This window comes from Aurantimonas sp. A2-1-M11, from assembly GCF_036549475.1.
Lineage (GTDB): Bacteria > Pseudomonadota > Alphaproteobacteria > Rhizobiales > Rhizobiaceae > Aurantimonas.
In genome coordinates, this window is record NZ_JAZHLI010000075.1 from 1 (window position 1) to 16538 (window position 16538).

Below are 16538 nucleotides of genomic sequence, written 5' to 3' on the forward strand. Positions count from 1 at the left end.
CTCTCAGGTTTGATAAGAGTTGTTCCCGACCATTAGTCACTGTCTCAAAGCATTCGACGAGAGATACTTTGCTACCAGACCCAATCGCCCACACCAGCCAAAACCGGCACAGGCACAGCGCCACCCAGCATTCCTGCCAGGCAACGCAAATGAATCCAGCTGCCCGGAACCTCTTCCCGCAGTTCGAAAACCGCGGCAGTCAAGCTCCAGGCCGTACACTCTCATACCGAAACGTGATAACGATCGATCGTTCTCTCATGGATACCTCGATACCGAAAAGGAAATCGGCACGAAGCTCCAGGCAAACAATCCGCCGCCCACGCTTCTCTTTCTTCTCAATCTTCAATTGTCAAAGAGCACGCCAATCAATGATCGGCGGCGGGAAACCGGACAATATCCGGTCAAACCCTGCGGAGGGTCGCTACAGAGCGGCTCTCGATAGATGTTGACGATGGCGGCGCAAAACCAAACCGGTCAGAACAATTTGCCCCGAACCAGCTCCCGGCAGACCAACCGGCCCGCCCCGGCGCCACCGCCGTCGTCGATGAACGCGATATAGGCTACCCTCTTCCCTCCTGTCAACGACCCCAGTCGCAAAAACTTCGCATAACAACCGCGTTCGATGCGCCTGCCGCTTGCTGCAAGCAAGACGCGTTCCGGCCGCAAGTTGGTCCGCGAGAAATGGCCCGTATGACACCCGCCGTCCGACCTGAGGCATCGCCAATGGTACCGCTATCGTAGCCGGGCTGCCCCGATCGCAGCGGAGCCGCCCCCCTGTCTTTCGCTTCGCCGTGCTGCGTGCCTGCAGGCTCATAGGCCTGTCCCGGGATCGGACACCGAGCGGAATCCTACCGGCATCTGACAATGAGCTGCGATGCGTGCCAACGCCAATTTGCGCCCCCGAACGCGACAGGGACCGATATAGATCCATCAGGGCCCCGCCGGCCAGGGTTTCGCACAAGAACGAGCACCTATTCCGCGGCCTGTTGTCGCTCCGCCGGGCCTTCTCCCTCGGCGTCATGTGGCCGCGGCCGGGCCTTGCGGCGCAAATCGATCTCCTGCGCGCGCTTCCTGGTCAGCTCGCGATGAGCCTGGTCGCGACCGGAGAGATACTGTTTCGGCCAATGCTGGTTGCGAGTGTCGTACCAGGCCGCCGCCTCGCGGGCGAAATACGGGTTCCACATGTGCGGACGACCAAGCGCGACGATGTCGGCGCGGCGGGTATGCAGGATGGTGTTCACCTGGGCGGCCTCGGTGATCGCGCCGACCGCCATCACCGCCATCTTCGGCACGTTGCGGATCGCCTCGGCAAACTGCACCTGGTACATCCGGCCATAGACCGGCGCCTGATCGGCCACGGTCTGGCCGGCGGAGACGTCGATGAGATCGCATCCGGCCGCGGCGAAGGCTTCACAAATCGCGAAGACGTCCGGCTCGTCGATCCCGCCCTCGGCCCAGTCGGTCGCCGACAGGCGCACCGACATCGGCTTGTCCTGCGGCCAGACGGCGCGCATCGCTTCGAACACCTCCAGGGGATAGCGCAGCCGGTTTTCGACCGATCCGCCATATTCGTCGTCGCGCCGGTTGGTCAGCGGCGACAGGAAGGAGGCGAGCAGATAGCCATGCGCGCAGTGCAGCTCCAGCATGTCGAAGCCGGCGCGATCGGCGCGCTTTGCCGCCTGCACGAATTCCGCCGTGATGCGGTCCATGTCCCCCCTGTCCAGCGGCTTGGGCACCTGGCTGACGCCCGCGTCATAGGGCAGCGGCGAGGCCGAGACGATCGGCCAGTTCGCCGTCTCCTCCGCCAGCGGGCGGTCCATCTTCTCCCAGCCGAGCTGGGTCGAGCCCTTTCGCCCCGCATGGCCGAGCTGCAGCACCATCTTCGTGGTGGAATTGGCATGGACGAAATCGACGATCCGCTTCCAGCGCGCCTCCTGTTCGTCGGTCCACAGGCCCGTGCAACCCGGCGTGATCCGCGCATCGGCCGAGGGACAGGTCATCTCGGTGAACATCAGCCCCGGCCCGCCCAGCGCATGGGAGCTGTAGTGGACGAAGTGCCAGTCGGTCGGATTGCCCTGCGCATCGGCCGAATATTGCGCCATCGGGGACATGGCGACCCGGTTCTCGATCACCATGTCGCGCAACCGGAACCGTGTGAACATCGGTGTCGGCCGGCTCTTGCGGTAATCCTCGCCGGACTCGCGATACAGCCGCTCGTAGAAGGCGGTATCGACCGCCTCGACAAAGCCCGGATCGCGCACGATCAGATTGTCGTAGGTGATCGCCTTGGCCCGGCACATCACCACCATGGCGAACTGCTCCGGATCCATGTCCCATGACCGGTTCATGTGCTCGAACCAGGCGAGCGAAACGTCGGCATTGTGCTGGGTGATTTGGCAGGGCGTGCGGCGCTCGTCCTCATAGGCCGCGAAGGCCGCCAGGACGCTGGCGGGCCCATGCGCGACCACCGCATCGGACAGCGAGATGGCGCATTCCATGGCGAGCTTCGTGCCAGAGCCGATGGAATAATGGGCCGAGGCCTTGGCGTCGCCGAGAAGCACGATGTTGTCGTGGGACCAGCGATTGCAGAAGATGCGGGGAAACTGGCGCCAGTTCGACCGGTTGAGCAGCAGCGTATGGCCCTGCAGTTCCTCGCTGTAGAGCATCTCCAGAACGGCCTTTGACGCCGCCTCGTCCATGCCGTCGAAGCCGTGGCCGCGCCAGCAGGCATCGTCCATCTCGAAGATCCAGGTCGAGCGCCCCGCCTCGTACTGATAGGTGTGTGCGCAGATGATGCCGTGCTCGGTCTGACGGAAGAAATAGTTGAACTCGTCCATCGGCCGGGTCGAGCCCATCCAGCAGAAACGATTCGACTTGATCGCGACATCCGGCTGGAAGGCGTAGCGGAAATGCTCGCGGATGCGAGAATTCACCCCGTCGGCTGCCACGACGACCTCGGAATCGGCAAAGCGCGTGGCGATCTCCTCCGGCGGGACCGACACGCCGAAATGCAGACCGATCCCCTCCTCCCGGCAGCGCTGCTGCAGGATCGCCAGGAGCTTCATCCGCGAAATGCCGGCAAAGCCGTTGCCGGCGCAGCGCATCTCGCGGCCGTCCTTGTGGACCGCGACATCGTCCCAATAGGCGAATTCGCCGCGGATGCGGTCGAAGGACAGGCGGTCGCGCGCCAGGAATTCGTGCAGCGTCTCGTCCGAGAAGACGACGCCGAAGCCGAACGTGTCCTCGGCCTGGTTCTGCTCGTAGACGTCGATCGCCCAGTCCGGCCGCTGCTTCTTGGTCAGGAGCGCGAAATAGAGGCCGCCCGGGCCGCCGCCGATTACGGTGATGCGCATCGCGTGTCCTCCTGGGAACGGGCCCGACGGCCCGGAATAATATTTTAGAGTTAAACTATCGCCCCGAAGCGACGCAAGGGTTAAGGCGTCGCACGGTCTCGCGACGATCTCGCAATGCACCGCACCACGCCGCACTGCAGCAAAATTAGGCACGCCCAAAAAGACGGCCGAACCGGTTGCGAGGCACTATTTTATGTGTAAACTAATTTTTGGATGGGGACGCCGCAGCGTCTCGCAACACGCCGAACCAGGGGCACGGGGCCGCCGATAGCGGAGCCGGATCTGCCGCATAAACTTTGCATGGAGATGCAGGAATGACAATGATCCGCACCATTACCCTCGGCCTCATGACGGCCACCGCCATTACCGGCAGCGCGCTCGCACAGGACGCCGCCGACAACAAGCTGAAGGTCGGCCTGATGTTCACCCTGTCCGGCCCGGCCGCCGTCCTCGGCGAACAGGGCCGCGACGGCTTCATGCTGGCGGTCGAGACGATGGGCGGCAAGCTCGGCGGCCTCGACACCGAGATCACCACCGTCGACGACGAGCTGAAGCCGGACATCGCCGCCAACAAGGCGCGCGAACTGGTCGAGCGCGACGACGCGGACTTCGTCGTCGGGCCGATCTTCTCCAACATCCTGATGGCGATCGCCAAGCCGGTCACCGATGGCGGCGCCTTCCTGATCAGCCCGAATGCCGGCACGTCGAATTTCGCCGGCGCCGAATGCAACCCGAACCTCTTCGTGTCGTCCTACCAGAACGACCAGGTGCACGAGGTGCTCGGCAAGTACGCCCAGGACACCGGCTACCAGCGCCTCTTCCTGCTGGCGCCGAACTATCAGGCCGGCAAGGACTCGCTGGCCGGCTTCAAGCGTTCCTACAAGGGCGAGGTGGTCAACGAGATCTACACGCCGCTCGGCCAGCTCGACTTCTCCGCCGAACTCGCCCAGATCGCCGCCGAGCAGCCCGACGCGGTCTTCACCTTCATGCCGGGCGGCATGGGCGTGAACCTCGTCAAGCAGTACCGGCAGGCCGGTCTCGACAACATCCCGTTCCTCTCCGCCTTCACCGTCGACGAGACGACGCTTCCGGCCCAGCAGGATGCGGCCGTGGGCTTCTATGGCGGTGCCAACTGGGCCCCGGACATGGACAACGAGCAGTCCAGGACGTTCGTCGCGGCCTATGAGGAGAAGTACGGCAGCGTCCCGGGCACCTATGCCATGCAGGCCTATGACGCGGCCCAGATGATCGACAGCGCCATCAAGGCCGCCGGTGGCGACCTGTCCGACCGGGATGCCCTGCGCGCCGGCCTGAAGGCCGCCGACTTCCAGTCCCTGCGCGGCGACTTCTCGATCGGCGACAATCACTACCCGATCCAGGACTTCTACCTGGTCAAGGTCGCCAAGCGCGACGACGGCAAGTACCAGACCGAGATCGACCAGAAGATCTTCGACGACTATCAGGACACTTACGCGGCCGACTGCAAGATGCCGTAACCCACGGCCATCCGCCCCGGCCCGCGCATTGCGGGCCGAGGCGTCCAGATGACATCGCGCATGCGGCCTCCGGCGCAGGCCGGACACTGCGACGAAGGACAGGCCCTCCGCTCGGCGACCCGAGCGGTCGCGGCAGCGGGACCCGTCATGTTCAATCTCTTTCTCCTCCAGGCGCTCAACGGCCTCCAGTTCGGCATCCTTCTGTTCCTAGTCGCCGCCGGCCTGACCCTGATCTTCGGGATCATGGACCTCATCAACCTCGCCCATGGCGTGCTCTACATGGTCGGCGCCTATCTGGTCGCGACCCTGACGGCGCTGACCGGCGACTTCTTCCTCGGCCTTGCCCTGACGATCCCGGCCACGCTTTTCTTCGGCGTCATTCTGGAGGTCCTGATCTTCCGGCAGCTCTACGACCGCGACCATCTCGACCAGGTGCTGGCAACCTTCGGCCTGATCCTCATCATCAACGAGGGAGTGCAGATGCTGTGGGGATCGGCACCCATGAGCGTGCCGATCCCCGACATCCTGTCCAGCTCGATCCCGCTGATTGGCAACATGCGCTATCCGCTGTTCCGCGTCCTGATCATCGCCGCGGGCCTGGCGACGGCGCTCGGCCTCTATCTCCTGGTCAACCACACCCGCATCGGCATGCGGCTGCGCGCCGGCGCTACNCGTCCTGATCATCGCCGCGGGCCTGGCGACGGCGCTCGGCCTCTATCTCCTGGTCAACCACACCCGCATCGGCATGCGGCTGCGCGCCGGCGCTACGAATGCGCCGATGATCTCGGCGCTCGGCGTCGACATCCGCCGGCTGTTCATGCTGGTCTTCGCCCTCGGCGCCATGCTGGCCGGTTTTGCCGGCGCCATGGTCGCGCCGATCCTGTCGGTACAGCCCGGCATGGGAGATTCCATCCTGATCCTGACCTTCGTCGTCATCGTCATCGGCGGCGTCGGCTCGGTGCGCGGCGCCTTCGTCGCCGCGCTGCTCGTCGGGCTGGTCGATACGCTCGGCCGCACCTTCGGCCCCATCATCCTGCGCAGCCTCATGGACCCCTCTGCCGCGTCCCAGACCGGCCAGACCCTGGCGCCGATGCTGATCTACATCCTGATGGCCGCCGTCCTGTTCTTCCGGCCGGCCGGGCTCTTCCCGGCCAAGGGGGCGGCACAATGAGCGCCGGCGACGTAACCCTGGCCGGCAACACGCCGGATGTCGCGCCCGAGCGTCGGCCGAGCCGTCTGGACGGCCGCGGGACGGCGCTTGCGGCGGCGCTGATCTTCGCCGTCCTGGCGCTACTGCCTCTGCTCGCAACGGCGGTCGGCGATCAGTTCCTGCTGGTCACGGCGACGCGGATCATGATCTTCGCCCTGGCCACACTCTCCCTGGACCTCATCCTCGGCTATGGCGCGATGGTCTCCTTCGGCCATGCCGCCTTCATCGGGCTCGGCGCCTATTCGGTGGCGATCCTGGCCGCCCACGGCGTCAACGACATCCTCGTCCAGGCCGGCGTCGCCATTCTCATCTGCAGCCTGTTTGCCCTCGTCACCGGCGCCATCTCGCTGCGGACCAAGGGCGTCTACTTCATCATGATCACCCTCGCCTTCGGCCAGATGGCGTATTTCTTCATGGTCTCGCTGTCCGCCTATGGCGGCGACGACGGCATCACGCTGGCCACCCGCTCGACGCTCTTCGGCCTGCCGGTCCTGCGCGACAATCTCGCCTTCTTCTACGTCGTCCTCGCCACGCTCGCGCTGACATTTGTCGCCCTGCGCGCCGTCGTCGGCTCGCGTTTCGGCCGGGTCCTGCGCGGAACCCGCGACAACCGCGTGCGCATGCAGGCCATCGGGTTTGCGCCCTTCCCCTATCAGCTCACCGCCTATGTCATCGCCGGCGTGATCGCCGGCCTTGCCGGGGTGTTCCTCGCCAACCAGGCGGAGTTCGTTTCCCCGGCCTATATGAGCTGGCAGCGTTCGGGCGAGCTGATTGTCATGGTCGTCCTCGGCGGCATGGGCACCCTCGTCGGCCCGATCGCCGGCGCCGTCGCCTTCCTCCTCCTCGAGGACTGGCTGGCCCAGATCTCCGAACACTGGAAGCTCGGCCTCGGCATCTTCCTCGTGCTGCTCGTGCTGTTCACCCGCGGCGGCATTGCGGGCTTCGTTGGCCGCATCACCGGGCGGGGGCCGCAATGACCCAGGCGCTGCTCGACATCCGCAACCTGCGAAAAGTCTTCGGCGCCCTGCACGTCACCGACGATGTCAGCTTCACCGTGATGCCCGGGGAACTGCATGCCATCATCGGCCCCAACGGCGCAGGCAAGACGACGCTGATCCACCAGCTTTCCGGCAGCCTGGCCAGCGACGGCGGCTCGGTGCACTTTGCCGGCGAGGACATCTCGCCGGTCGCCATGGCCGGCCGCGTGCGACGGGGTCTGGCGCGCTCCTTCCAGATCACCTCGATCCTCGACGGATTCACCGTCCTGGAAAACGCGGCGATGGCGGTCCAGGCGCGATCGGGCTCGAGCTTCCGCTTCTTTGCCTCCGCCGCCCGGGAGGCGGCGCTGAACGACGCGGCGATGGCCGCACTCGCCCGGGTCGGCCTCGAGGACCGCGCCGCCCGGCGCGCCGGCAGCCTGTCCCACGGCGAGAAGCGTCAACTCGAGATCGCCATCGCGCTGGCCACCGGCGCCCGGCTGCTGCTCCTCGACGAACCGCTCGCCGGCACCGGCCACGAGGAATCGGCCGTTCTCGTCGCCCTGATGGCGGAACTGAAGACCACCCACACCATCGTCCTGATCGAGCACGACATGGACGCCGTCTTCACTCTCGCCGACCGGGTCAGCGTCCTCGTCTACGGCAAGCTGATCGCCACCGGCGCACCGGCCGAGGTGCGCGTCCACCCCGAGGTGCGCACTGCCTATCTCGGCGAGGAGGAGGCCGCCTGATGCTGCGGGTCGAAAATCTCCAGAGCGCCTATGGCGACAGCCGCATCCTCTTCGGCATCGACCTCGACGTTGCCGCCGGCGAGGTGGTGACCCTGCTCGGGCGCAACGGCATGGGCAAGACCACGACGATCAACTCGATCTTCGGGCTGCTGAAGCCGCGCGGCGGCCGCGTCACCATCGACGGCGTCGATGTCACCGGCCGGCCGCCCCATGTCGTGGCCAATCGCGGCCTCGGCCTCGTGCCGGAGGGCCGCCAGATCTTTCCCACCCTGTCGGTCGAGGAAAACCTGGTCGCCACCCATCGTGCCGGCAGCGGCTCGGCCAAATGGACGCTGGCCGAGATCTACCGGCTGTTTCCGCGGCTGAAGGAACGGCGCCGCAACATGGGCAACCAGCTGTCCGGCGGCGAGCAGCAGATGCTGGCGATCGGGCGGGCGCTGATGACCAACCCGCGGCTGGTGGTCCTCGACGAGGCCACGGAAGGGCTCGCCCCGCTGATCCGCGAGGAGATCTGGTCCTGCCTGACGGCGATCAAGGACGCCGGCGAGGCGATCCTCGTCATCGACAAGAATGTCGACGCCCTGGCCCGCTTCGCCGATCGCCATGTCGTCATCGAGAAGGGCCGTGTCGCCTGGACCGGCACGACCGCCGAACTGCGCGCGACGCCCGCCATCAAGGAACGCTTCCTGCATGTGTGACGGCGCGAACGGACCGATGCCCTGCCGGAGCCGACAGGCCAGACAGACGACAATGCTCAGGAGAAGGATCCCATGCCCATGCCGATCATGACCGCCGGCGTCACCAAGGCCAACGAGGGAATGGACGGCATTCGCTGGAACATTCTCGGCCAGATCTACGTGCCCAAGCAGCATGCCGAGAGCTCCTTCTCCTGGCACGCGACATTCCCGGTCGGGACCTTCGTGCCGCCGCACATCCATCCGACGCAGGAAGAGTTCGTCTACATGCTGGAAGGCCGGCTCGACGTGATTCTCGACGGACAGGAGAGCTACGCCGAGCCCGGCGACCTGGTGCGCCTGCCCCGCGGCATCCCGCATGGCCTGTTCAACCGCACCGATTCCGACGTGAAGTGCTATTTCTGGGTCTCCCCCGCCCAGCGGCTCTACGATCTGTTCTGGGCGCTCCACAATCTGGGGCCCACCGCCAACCCAGCGGACGTCGTCGCGGTCGCGGCCCAGCACGAGGTCGACTTCCTGCCGCCGCCAGACGCGGAATAGGCGGGCAAACGGGGCGGAAGGAGCCAGGGCCATGAAGGTGATCATCGCAGGCGCGGGCATCGGCGGACTGACCGCCGCGCTCATGCTCCACAAGCGCGGCATCAAGGCCGAGATCTACGAGCAGTCGCCGGCCGTGCGCGAGGTCGGGGTGGGCATCAACACCCTGCCCCACGCCATCCGGGAACTCGCCGAGATCGGCCTCCTGCCCGCCCTCGACAATGTCGGCCTGCGCACCCGCGAGCTTGTCTACTACAACCGCCAGGGCCAGGAACTCTGGAGTGAGTTGCGCGGCATCGACGCCGGTCACCCGGTTCCCCAGTTCTCGATCCATCGTGGCCGGCTGCAGAAGCTGATCTACGACGCCGTCATCGAGCGTCTCGGGCCCGATTCCGTGAAGACCGGCCTCAGCCTGTCGGGCTTCATCCAGAACGAGGGCGGCGTCACCGCCCATTTCAACGACTCGGTCCGCGGCGACGCCGGAACCACCGTGCGCGGCGACATTCTCGTCTGCGCCGACGGCATCCATTCCACCGCCCGCCGGCGCTTCTATCCGGATGAGGGCGCGCCCTGCTGGAACGGGGTGGTGATGTGGCGCGGCGCCACGGAGTGGAAGAGCTGGCGCGACGGCCGCACCATGGCGATCGGCGGTGGCATGGGCGCCAAGTTCGTGCTGTATCCGATCGCCGAGAAAAGCGGCGGCACCCAGCTCATGAACTGGGTGGTCAACATCAAGATGGCCGACGCCGCGACATCGCCGCCACCCCGGGAGAGCTGGTCGCGCCCGGCCCTGCGCTCGCTGGTCCTGCCCCATGCCAGGCGCTTCGCGATCCCGGACTACGACGTTGGCGCGCTGGTCGATGCGACGCCGCAGGCCTTCGAATATCCCATGTGCGACCGCGATCCCCTGCCCCGCTGGACCTTCGGCCGGGTCACCCTGCTCGGCGACGCGGCCCATCCCATGTATCCGGTCGGCTCGAACGGTGCCTCCCAGGCGATCCTCGATGCCCGCTCGCTGGCCGACTGCCTGGAGCGCGCCGAGCACCCTCGCCAGGCCCTCTGGGAATACGAGAAGGACCGCCTGCCCAAGACCGCCGAGATCGTTCGCCTCAACCGCAAGGGCGGACCGGAACGGGTGATCGACGAGGTGGAAAAGCGCGCGCCCGCCGGCTTTGTCGATATCGAGGACGTCATCAGCCGGGCCGAACGCAAGGCGATTGTCGGCGGTTATGCCGGGAAGGCCGGCTTCGCTGCCGAGCCCGACCGTCAGGTCGCCGAGCGGCGCGCGGCCAACGCCTGACCGGCCACGGCGCGCTGCCGGCGGCCGATCGCCATGATGCCTGCTTGCCGCATCATGGCCAGATAGTTTAGGCTTAAAAGAAATATCATCGGAGGTCGTTCGTGACCCCACATGCCAGCCCTCGCCACGTCTTCGTCACCGGCTCCTCCCGTGGGATCGGCCACGCGGTCGCCGCTGCCTTCGTGGCCGCCGGCGACCGGGTGACGGTGCATGCCCGCACGGCCGAGAGCGCCGAGCGGGCACGCGCCGAACTGGGTGCCGCCGGCAGCGTCGCGGCCGACGTGACCGATGCCGCCGCGCTGGAGGCCGCACTTGCCAGTGCCGCCGAACGCGCCGGGCCGGTCCAGGTGCTGGTCAACAATGCCGGTGCGGCGGAGACTGCGCCGCTCTCACGCCTCGACGTCGACCAGCTGCGTCGGATGATGGCACTCAATGTCGAACCGGTGCTGACCGCGATCCGCGCCGTCGCGCCTGCGATGAACACGGCCGGAACGGGCCGCATCGTCACCGTCGCCTCGACCGCCGGCCTCAAGGGCTATGCCTATGTCGGCGCCTATACGGCCGCAAAGCATGCCGTGGTCGGGCTGACGCGCGCCCTCGCTCTGGAGCTGGCCGCAGCCGGCATCACCGTCAACGCGGTCTGCCCCGGCTACACCGACACCGCGCTGATCGCCGATTCCCTCGATCGCCTGGAAGCCAGGACCGGACGCGACCGCGAGGCGATCCTTGAGGATTTCACCCGGGTCAATCCGCTCGGCCGGCTGATCCGGCCCCAGGAAGTGGCCGACAGCGTGCTGTGGCTCGCCGGCGCCGGCGCCAGCGGGATCACCGGCCAGGCGATCGCGGTCGCGGGAGGCGAATTGTGAGTGTCATCCGACCGAGCGTGATCGATCACATCGACGCCGAATCCAAGGTCGACGAGAGCCCCCAGCATCATCGCGCCGAGCTGCGCCTGTGGCTGCGCCTCCTGACCTGCGCCAACCTCGTCGAGGCCGAGATCCGCAAGCGCCTGCGCGAGCAGTTCGGCACGACCCTGCCCCGCTTCGACCTGATGGCCCAGCTGGAACGCGCGTCCGATGGCATCCTGCTCGGCGAGCTGTCGCGCCGGATGATGGTCTCCAACGGCAATGTCACCGGGCTCGTCGATCGGCTCGTCCAGGAAGGCCTGATCGAACGCCAGGTGTCCGAGCGCGACCGGCGCTCGGCGCGGGTGCGCCTCACCGATCAGGGCCGCGCCGTCTTCTCACGGATGGCCCGCGCCCACAGCGACTGGCTGGCCGAACTCCTCGCCGGGATCTCCCCCGAGGATCAGAAGGAACTCTGGTCGCGGCTCGGCGACCTCAAGCACTCGGTCCATGGCGCCAGCCGGTCGGGCCCCGCACCATCCCAGCCAGAGGACGCATGATGAAGCGCCAGAACGCGATCGCCGCACCGTTGCACGACTTCGTGCCCGAGCATTTCCGCCTGTCGATCGAGCACGGCGTCGCGGTGATCACCCTCGACCGGCCGGACCGCAAGAATCCGCTGACCTTCGAAAGCTATTGCGAGCTGCGCGATACGTTCCACGCGATGCGCTTCGACGACACGGTCACCGCCATCGTGGTGACGGGGTCGGGCGGCAATTTCTCCAGCGGCGGCGACGTCTTCGAGATCATTGAGCCGCTGACGAAGATGGAGGCGGCCGAGCTGCACGCCTTCACCACCATGACCGGCGACCTCGTCAAGGAGATGCGCGCCTGCCCGCAGCCCGTCATCGCGGCCGTCGAGGGCATATGCGCCGGTGCCGGCGCGATCATTGCGATGGTCTCCGACATGCGGATCGCGGGAAGCGGCGCCAAGGTCGCCTTCCTCTTCAACCGCGTCGGGCTGGCCGGTTGCGACATGGGCGCCTGCGCGATCCTGCCCCGGATCATCGGCCAGGGCCGCGCCTCCGAGCTCCTCTATACCGGCCGCTTCATGAGCGCCGAGGAAGGCGAGCGCTGGGGCTTCTTCAACCGCCTGACCGAGGCGGACGGCGCCCTGGCCGGCGCGATGGAGATGGCCGCCGCGCTGTCCGAGGGCCCGACCTACGCCAATTCCGTGACCAAGCGCATGCTGCAGATGGAATGGGCGATGGGCGTCGACGAGGCCATCGACGCGGAGGCGATCGCCCAGGCCCTGTGCATGAACACCGGCGATTTCCGCCGCGCCTTCGAGGCCTTCGCGGCCAAGCGCAAGCCGGTCTTCGAGGGGAACTGAGCGTGGCCGACCGCAGCTTTCTCGACTGGCCGTTCTTCGACGACAGCCACCGTGCGCTGGCGCGAAAGGCCGAGGACTGGGCCGCGGCGAACGTCCCCGGCCTCGTCGACCACCACGATGTGGACGGCAGCTGCCGGCGCCTCGTCGCCGCGATGGGCAAGGCCGGCTTCCTCGCCCATGCGGCGCCGGAAGACGGTCGCTTCGACGTGCGCAACCTGTGCATCCTGCGCGAGACCTTTGCCCGCTTCGACGGCCTCGCCGACTTCGCCTTCGCCATGCAGGGCCTGGGCACGGGCGCGCTGACGCTGGCCGGCAGCGAGGCGCTGAAGGGTGCGGTGCTGCCGGGCGTCCGCGACGGTTCGACCATTGCCGCCTTCGCCCTCACCGAACCCGAGGCAGGCTCCGACGTCGCCGAGATCGCTCTGTCGGCGACCCCGGCCGGCAACGCCATGATCCGCCTCGACGGCGAGAAGACCTGGATCTCCAACGGCGGCATCGCGGGCCATTACGTGGTGTTCGCCCGCACCGGCGAGGCGCCGGGTGCCAGGGGACTCTCGGCCTTTTCGGTGTCTGCGGACACGCCCGGCCTCACCGTCACGGAGCGGCTCGAGACCATCGCGCCGCATCCGCTGGCGCGGCTGCGCTTCGAGGATTGCCGGATTCCGGCGGCCAGTCGCATCGGCGAGGCCGGCGCGGGCTTCAAGATCGCCATGGCGACCCTCGACGTCTTCCGCTCCACGGTGGGCGCCGCGGCACTGGGCTTCTCGCGCCGGGCGCTGGACGTCACGCTGGAACGCACCCGTTCGCGCAAATTGTTCGGCGCGCCGCTGGCCGACATGCAGCTGACCCAGACGGCGCTCGCCGAAATGGCGACGGCGATCGACACCTCCGCGCTCCTCGTCTACCGCGCGGCCTGGACCCGCGACAGCGGCGCCCCCCGCATCACCCGCGAGGCGGCGATGGCCAAGATGGTCGCTACCGAAAACGCCCAGGACGTCATCGACCGCGCCGTCCAGCTCCATGGCGGCGAAGGCGTGCGCTCCGGCTCGGTGCCCGAGACGCTGTACCGCGAGATCCGGGCCCTGCGCATCTACGAGGGCGCGACGGAAGTCCAGAAGCTCATCATCGCCCGCCAATTGCTGTCGCAAGCCGCCTGAGGAGATCGCCCATGCCCGGCTCCTGCCATGTCGACACCTTCGTCCTCGACCACATGCCGCCGGCGGCCAAGATGCCGGATTTCATCAATCTCGACCGGCTCGGCTATCCCGAGCAGCTGAACGCGGCGGTGGAACTGGTCGACCGCCATGTCGCCGAGGGCCGCGGCGAGCGCGTCGCCATCCGCGCGCCCGGCGTGCGCTGGACCTATGCCGAGCTGTCCCGGGTAATCGACCGGATGGCCAACGTCCTGACCGGCGAGCTCGGCCTCGTGCCCGGCGGCCGCGTGCTGCTGCGCTCGGCCAACAATCCGACGCTCGTCGCGCTCTACATGGCGATCATCAAGGCCGGCGGCGTCGTCGTCGCCACCATGCCCCTCCTGCGCGCCCGCGAGTTGGTGCAGATCCTCGACAAGGCGGAGATCTCGCTGGCCCTGTGCGATGCGGCGCTGGCCGAGGACATGGACAAGGCGGCCGGGGCCGCTGCCCGGCCGGTGCGGGTCGTCACCTGGTCGGGCCTGGCCGGCGGCGATCTCGGCGCGCGTCTGGCGACCGCCTCTGACCGGTTCGAAGCCGTCGACTCGCGCGCCGACGATCCCTGTCTCCTCGGCTTCACCTCCGGCACGACGGGGCTGCCCAAGGCGACGATCCACTATCACCGCGACCTCCTCGTCATCTGCGATTGCTATGCTCGCGACGTCTTGCGCGCGGACGCCGACGACGTCTTCATCGGTTCGCCCCCGCTTGCCTTCACCTTCGGCCTCGGCGGCCTCGTCCTGTTCCCCTTCCGCATCGGCGCCTCGACCGTGCTCATCGAACGGGCCGGCCCGCCCGATCTCGCCGCGGCGATCGGCGAATATGGCGCGACGGTCTGCTTCACCGCGCCCACCGCCTATCGCGCCATCCTCTCGAAGATCGACGACTACGACCTCTCCTCCCTGCGCAAATGCGTCTCGGCCGGCGAGACGCTGCCGCGGCCGACCTACGATGCCTGGCTGGAGGCCACCGGCCTGAGGCTGATGGACGGCCTCGGCGCCACCGAGATGCTGCACATCTTCATCGCCGCCCCGCAGGAGGCCATCCGCCCCGGCGCCACCGGCAAGCCCGTGCCCGGCTACGAGGCACGGGTCGTGGACGAATCCGGCACGCCGCAGCCTGCCGGCACCGCCGGACGGCTCGCCGTGCGCGGGCCGATCGGGTGCCGCTACCTCGCCGACCGGCGGCAGGCGGTCTATGTGGAGAATGGCTGGAACATCACCGGCGACACCTATGTCGAGGACGAGGACGGCTATTTCTGGTTCCAGGCCCGCAACGACGACATGATCGTCTCGGCCGGCTACAACATTGCCGGACCGGAAGTCGAAGCGGCGCTTCTCGCCCATCCTTCGGTGCTGGAAGCTGGGGTCGTCGGCGCGCCGGACCCGGAGCGCGGCCGCATCGTCAAGGCCTTCGTCGTCCTGACCGATGACGCGGCCGCCGGTCCCGACCTCACCAGGGAACTGCAGGACTATGTGAAACGGGAGCTGGCGCCCTACAAATACCCACGCTCGATCGTCTTCGTGGACGCCTTGCCAAAAACCGGATCGGGAAAGCTGCAGCGCTTCGCATTGCGCCAGCAGGCGGAGGCCGAAGCCGAAGACGCGAGCCAGGGAGAGAACGCGTGAACATCAACCAGCCGATCGCCAATCGTCAGACCACACCATCCGAAAGCCAGGACGAACCGCCGCTTGCCGTCCTGCAGCCGCCGGAATGGAAGAAGCCGCGGGGCTATGCCAACGGCATGGCCGGACGCGGCCGGCTGGTCCTCACCGGCGGCCTGATCGGCTGGGACGCGACCGAGACCTTTGCCGAGGGCTTCGTGCCCCAGGTCGAGCAGACGCTGCGCAACATCCTCGCCGTCATCGCCGAGGCCGGCGGCGGGCCCGAGCACATCGCCCGCCTCACCTGGTATGTGCGAAGCATCGCCACCTACCGCGCCTCCACGGCCGAGCTCGGCGCGGCCTATCGCCGTGTGCTCGGCCGGCATTTCCCGGCCATGGCGCTGGTGGAGGTCTCCGATCTCGTCGAGCCCGAGGCGTTGGTCGAGATCGAGGCGACCGCCATCGTGCCCGACTAGGCTGTCGCTGCCGCGCAGCCCGTGGCGTCTGCCGATCCCGTTCTTCCCTGCCGCTCCGGCTCGTCGCCGCGAGGCGCAACAAACACCAGGAACCCCTTATGTCCCACGCTTCGGCTGCTGCGCCCACTGCGTCCTCGCCGTCCCCGTCCGCCGAATTCGACTGGGCCGACCCGTTCCGGCTGGAGGACCAGCTGTCGGAGGACGAGCGGCTGATCTTCGACACCGCCCGCGCCTTTGCCGAGGAGAAGCTGCGGCCGCGCATCGTCGAGGCCTATCGCAACGAGACCACCGACCGGTCGATCGTCAACGAGATGGGCGAACTGGGCCTGCTCGGGCTGACCGTGCCGGAGGAGTATGGCTGCGCCGGCGCGTCCTACGTGTCCTACGGCCTCGTCGCGCGGGCCGTCGAGGCGGTGGATTCGGGCTATCGCTCGATGATGAGCGTCCAGTCCTCGCTGGTGATGTATCCGATCTTCGCCTATGGCGACGAGGCCCAGCGTAGGAAGTACCTGCCCAGGCTCGCCACCGGCGAATTCGTCGGCTGCTTCGGCCTGACCGAGCCCGACGCCGGCTCCGATCCCGGCGGCATGACCACGCGGGCCGAGAGGATCGACGGCGGCTACCGCCTGTCGGGCGCCAAGATGTGGATCTCCAACTCGCCGATCGCCGACGTCTTCGTCGTCTGGGCGAAGTCGGCCGCCCATGACGGC

Annotated in this window: 14 protein-coding genes and 2 pseudogenes; 15 read left to right on the plus strand and 1 reads right to left on the minus strand. The window is 67.4% G+C overall.

Annotation, left to right across the window (positions count from 1 at the left end; translation table 11 throughout):
• Positions 1 to 971: 971 nt before the first annotated feature.
• Positions 972 to 3353, minus strand: coding sequence for an oxidoreductase (locus VQ042_RS21635; protein ID WP_331822377.1), 2382 nt, complete (start codon positions 3351 to 3353; stop codon positions 972 to 974).
• Positions 3354 to 3667: 314 nt separating this feature from the next.
• Between VQ042_RS21635 and VQ042_RS21640 the strand changes: the two genes are divergently transcribed.
• From VQ042_RS21640 to VQ042_RS21710, 15 genes and pseudogenes are all read left to right on the plus strand, one after another.
• Positions 3668 to 4849, plus strand: coding sequence for an ABC transporter substrate-binding protein (locus tag VQ042_RS21640; protein WP_442880168.1), 1182 nt, complete (start codon positions 3668 to 3670; stop codon positions 4847 to 4849).
• Between the two features lie 147 nt (positions 4850 to 4996).
• Positions 4997 to 6020, plus strand: a pseudogene (locus VQ042_RS26110) (branched-chain amino acid ABC transporter permease).
• Positions 6017 to 7036 (plus strand): branched-chain amino acid ABC transporter permease, encoded by a 1020-nt coding sequence (locus VQ042_RS21655; protein ID WP_331822389.1) that lies wholly within the window; start codon positions 6017 to 6019, stop codon positions 7034 to 7036. Before VQ042_RS26110 ends, VQ042_RS21655 begins: the two are co-directional and overlap by 4 nt.
• Positions 7037 to 7104: 68 nt before the next feature.
• A pseudogene (locus VQ042_RS26115) lies at positions 7105 to 7551 on the plus strand (ATP-binding cassette domain-containing protein); the annotation flags it as partial.
• A gap of 99 nt (positions 7552 to 7650) precedes the next feature.
• Entirely contained in the window at positions 7651 to 7788 is a 138-nt protein-coding gene (locus tag VQ042_RS26120) for a hypothetical protein (protein ID WP_442880169.1), read from the plus strand.
• Positions 7788 to 8486, plus strand: a complete 699-nt coding sequence (locus VQ042_RS21665) for an ABC transporter ATP-binding protein (RefSeq protein ID WP_331822379.1) — start codon at positions 7788 to 7790, stop codon at positions 8484 to 8486. Before VQ042_RS26120 ends, VQ042_RS21665 begins: the two co-directional genes overlap by 1 nt.
• A 78-nt stretch (positions 8487 to 8564) precedes the next feature.
• Positions 8565 to 9023 carry a cupin domain-containing protein gene (locus VQ042_RS21670; RefSeq protein ID WP_331822390.1) on the plus strand — a complete coding sequence of 153 codons (459 nt, stop codon included), beginning with the start codon at positions 8565 to 8567 and terminating at the stop codon, positions 9021 to 9023.
• Positions 9024 to 9054: 31 nt separating this feature from the next.
• Entirely contained in the window at positions 9055 to 10320 is a 1266-nt protein-coding gene (locus VQ042_RS21675) for a flavin-dependent oxidoreductase (RefSeq protein WP_331822380.1), read from the plus strand.
• A 101-nt stretch (positions 10321 to 10421) separates the two neighbouring features.
• A complete protein-coding gene (locus VQ042_RS21680; RefSeq protein ID WP_331822381.1) occupies positions 10422 to 11186 on the plus strand; it encodes an SDR family NAD(P)-dependent oxidoreductase in 765 nt (254 codons plus the stop codon).
• Positions 11183 to 11725: a MarR family winged helix-turn-helix transcriptional regulator gene (locus VQ042_RS21685; protein ID WP_331822382.1), complete on the plus strand. Its 543-nt coding sequence runs from the start codon at positions 11183 to 11185 to the stop codon at positions 11723 to 11725. The genes VQ042_RS21680 and VQ042_RS21685 overlap by 4 nt, the downstream gene beginning before the upstream one ends.
• Positions 11722 to 12558: an enoyl-CoA hydratase family protein gene (locus VQ042_RS21690; RefSeq protein ID WP_331822383.1), complete on the plus strand. Its 837-nt coding sequence runs from the start codon at positions 11722 to 11724 to the stop codon at positions 12556 to 12558. The genes VQ042_RS21685 and VQ042_RS21690 overlap by 4 nt, the downstream gene beginning before the upstream one ends.
• A 2-nt stretch (positions 12559 to 12560) precedes the next feature.
• Positions 12561 to 13715 (plus strand): acyl-CoA dehydrogenase family protein, encoded by a 1155-nt coding sequence (locus VQ042_RS21695; protein ID WP_331822384.1) that lies wholly within the window; start codon positions 12561 to 12563, stop codon positions 13713 to 13715.
• A gap of 11 nt (positions 13716 to 13726) precedes the next feature.
• A complete protein-coding gene (locus VQ042_RS21700; protein WP_331822385.1) occupies positions 13727 to 15376 on the plus strand; it encodes an AMP-binding protein in 1650 nt (549 codons plus the stop codon).
• 14 nt (positions 15377 to 15390) lie between these two features.
• Positions 15391 to 15828, plus strand: coding sequence for a RidA family protein (locus VQ042_RS21705; RefSeq protein ID WP_331822391.1), 438 nt, complete (start codon positions 15391 to 15393; stop codon positions 15826 to 15828).
• A 98-nt stretch (positions 15829 to 15926) separates the two neighbouring features.
• The coding region (locus VQ042_RS21710) for an acyl-CoA dehydrogenase family protein (RefSeq protein WP_331822386.1) at positions 15927 to 16538 on the plus strand (612 nt) is incomplete at its 3' end.

Excerpts from the sequence above, each read along its gene's own strand:
- VQ042_RS21665 (WP_331822379.1), top strand. The coding sequence starts at position 7,788 with ATGCTGCGGGTCGAAAATCTCCAGAGCGCCTATGGCGACAGCCGCATC.
- VQ042_RS21640 (WP_442880168.1), top strand. The coding sequence starts at position 3,668 with ATGACAATGATCCGCACCATTACCCTCGGCCTCATGACGGCCACCGCC.
- VQ042_RS26120 (WP_442880169.1), top strand. The coding sequence starts at position 7,651 with ATGGACGCCGTCTTCACTCTCGCCGACCGGGTCAGCGTCCTCGTCTAC.
- VQ042_RS21690 (WP_331822383.1), top strand. The coding sequence starts at position 11,722 with ATGATGAAGCGCCAGAACGCGATCGCCGCACCGTTGCACGACTTCGTG.
- VQ042_RS21655 (WP_331822389.1), top strand. The coding sequence starts at position 6,017 with ATGAGCGCCGGCGACGTAACCCTGGCCGGCAACACGCCGGATGTCGCG.
- VQ042_RS21700 (WP_331822385.1), top strand. The coding sequence starts at position 13,727 with ATGCCCGGCTCCTGCCATGTCGACACCTTCGTCCTCGACCACATGCCG.
- VQ042_RS21635 (WP_331822377.1), bottom strand. The coding sequence starts at position 3,353 with ATGCGCATCACCGTAATCGGCGGCGGCCCGGGCGGCCTCTATTTCGCG.
- VQ042_RS21670 (WP_331822390.1), top strand. The coding sequence starts at position 8,565 with ATGCCGATCATGACCGCCGGCGTCACCAAGGCCAACGAGGGAATGGAC.
- VQ042_RS21675 (WP_331822380.1), top strand. The coding sequence starts at position 9,055 with ATGAAGGTGATCATCGCAGGCGCGGGCATCGGCGGACTGACCGCCGCG.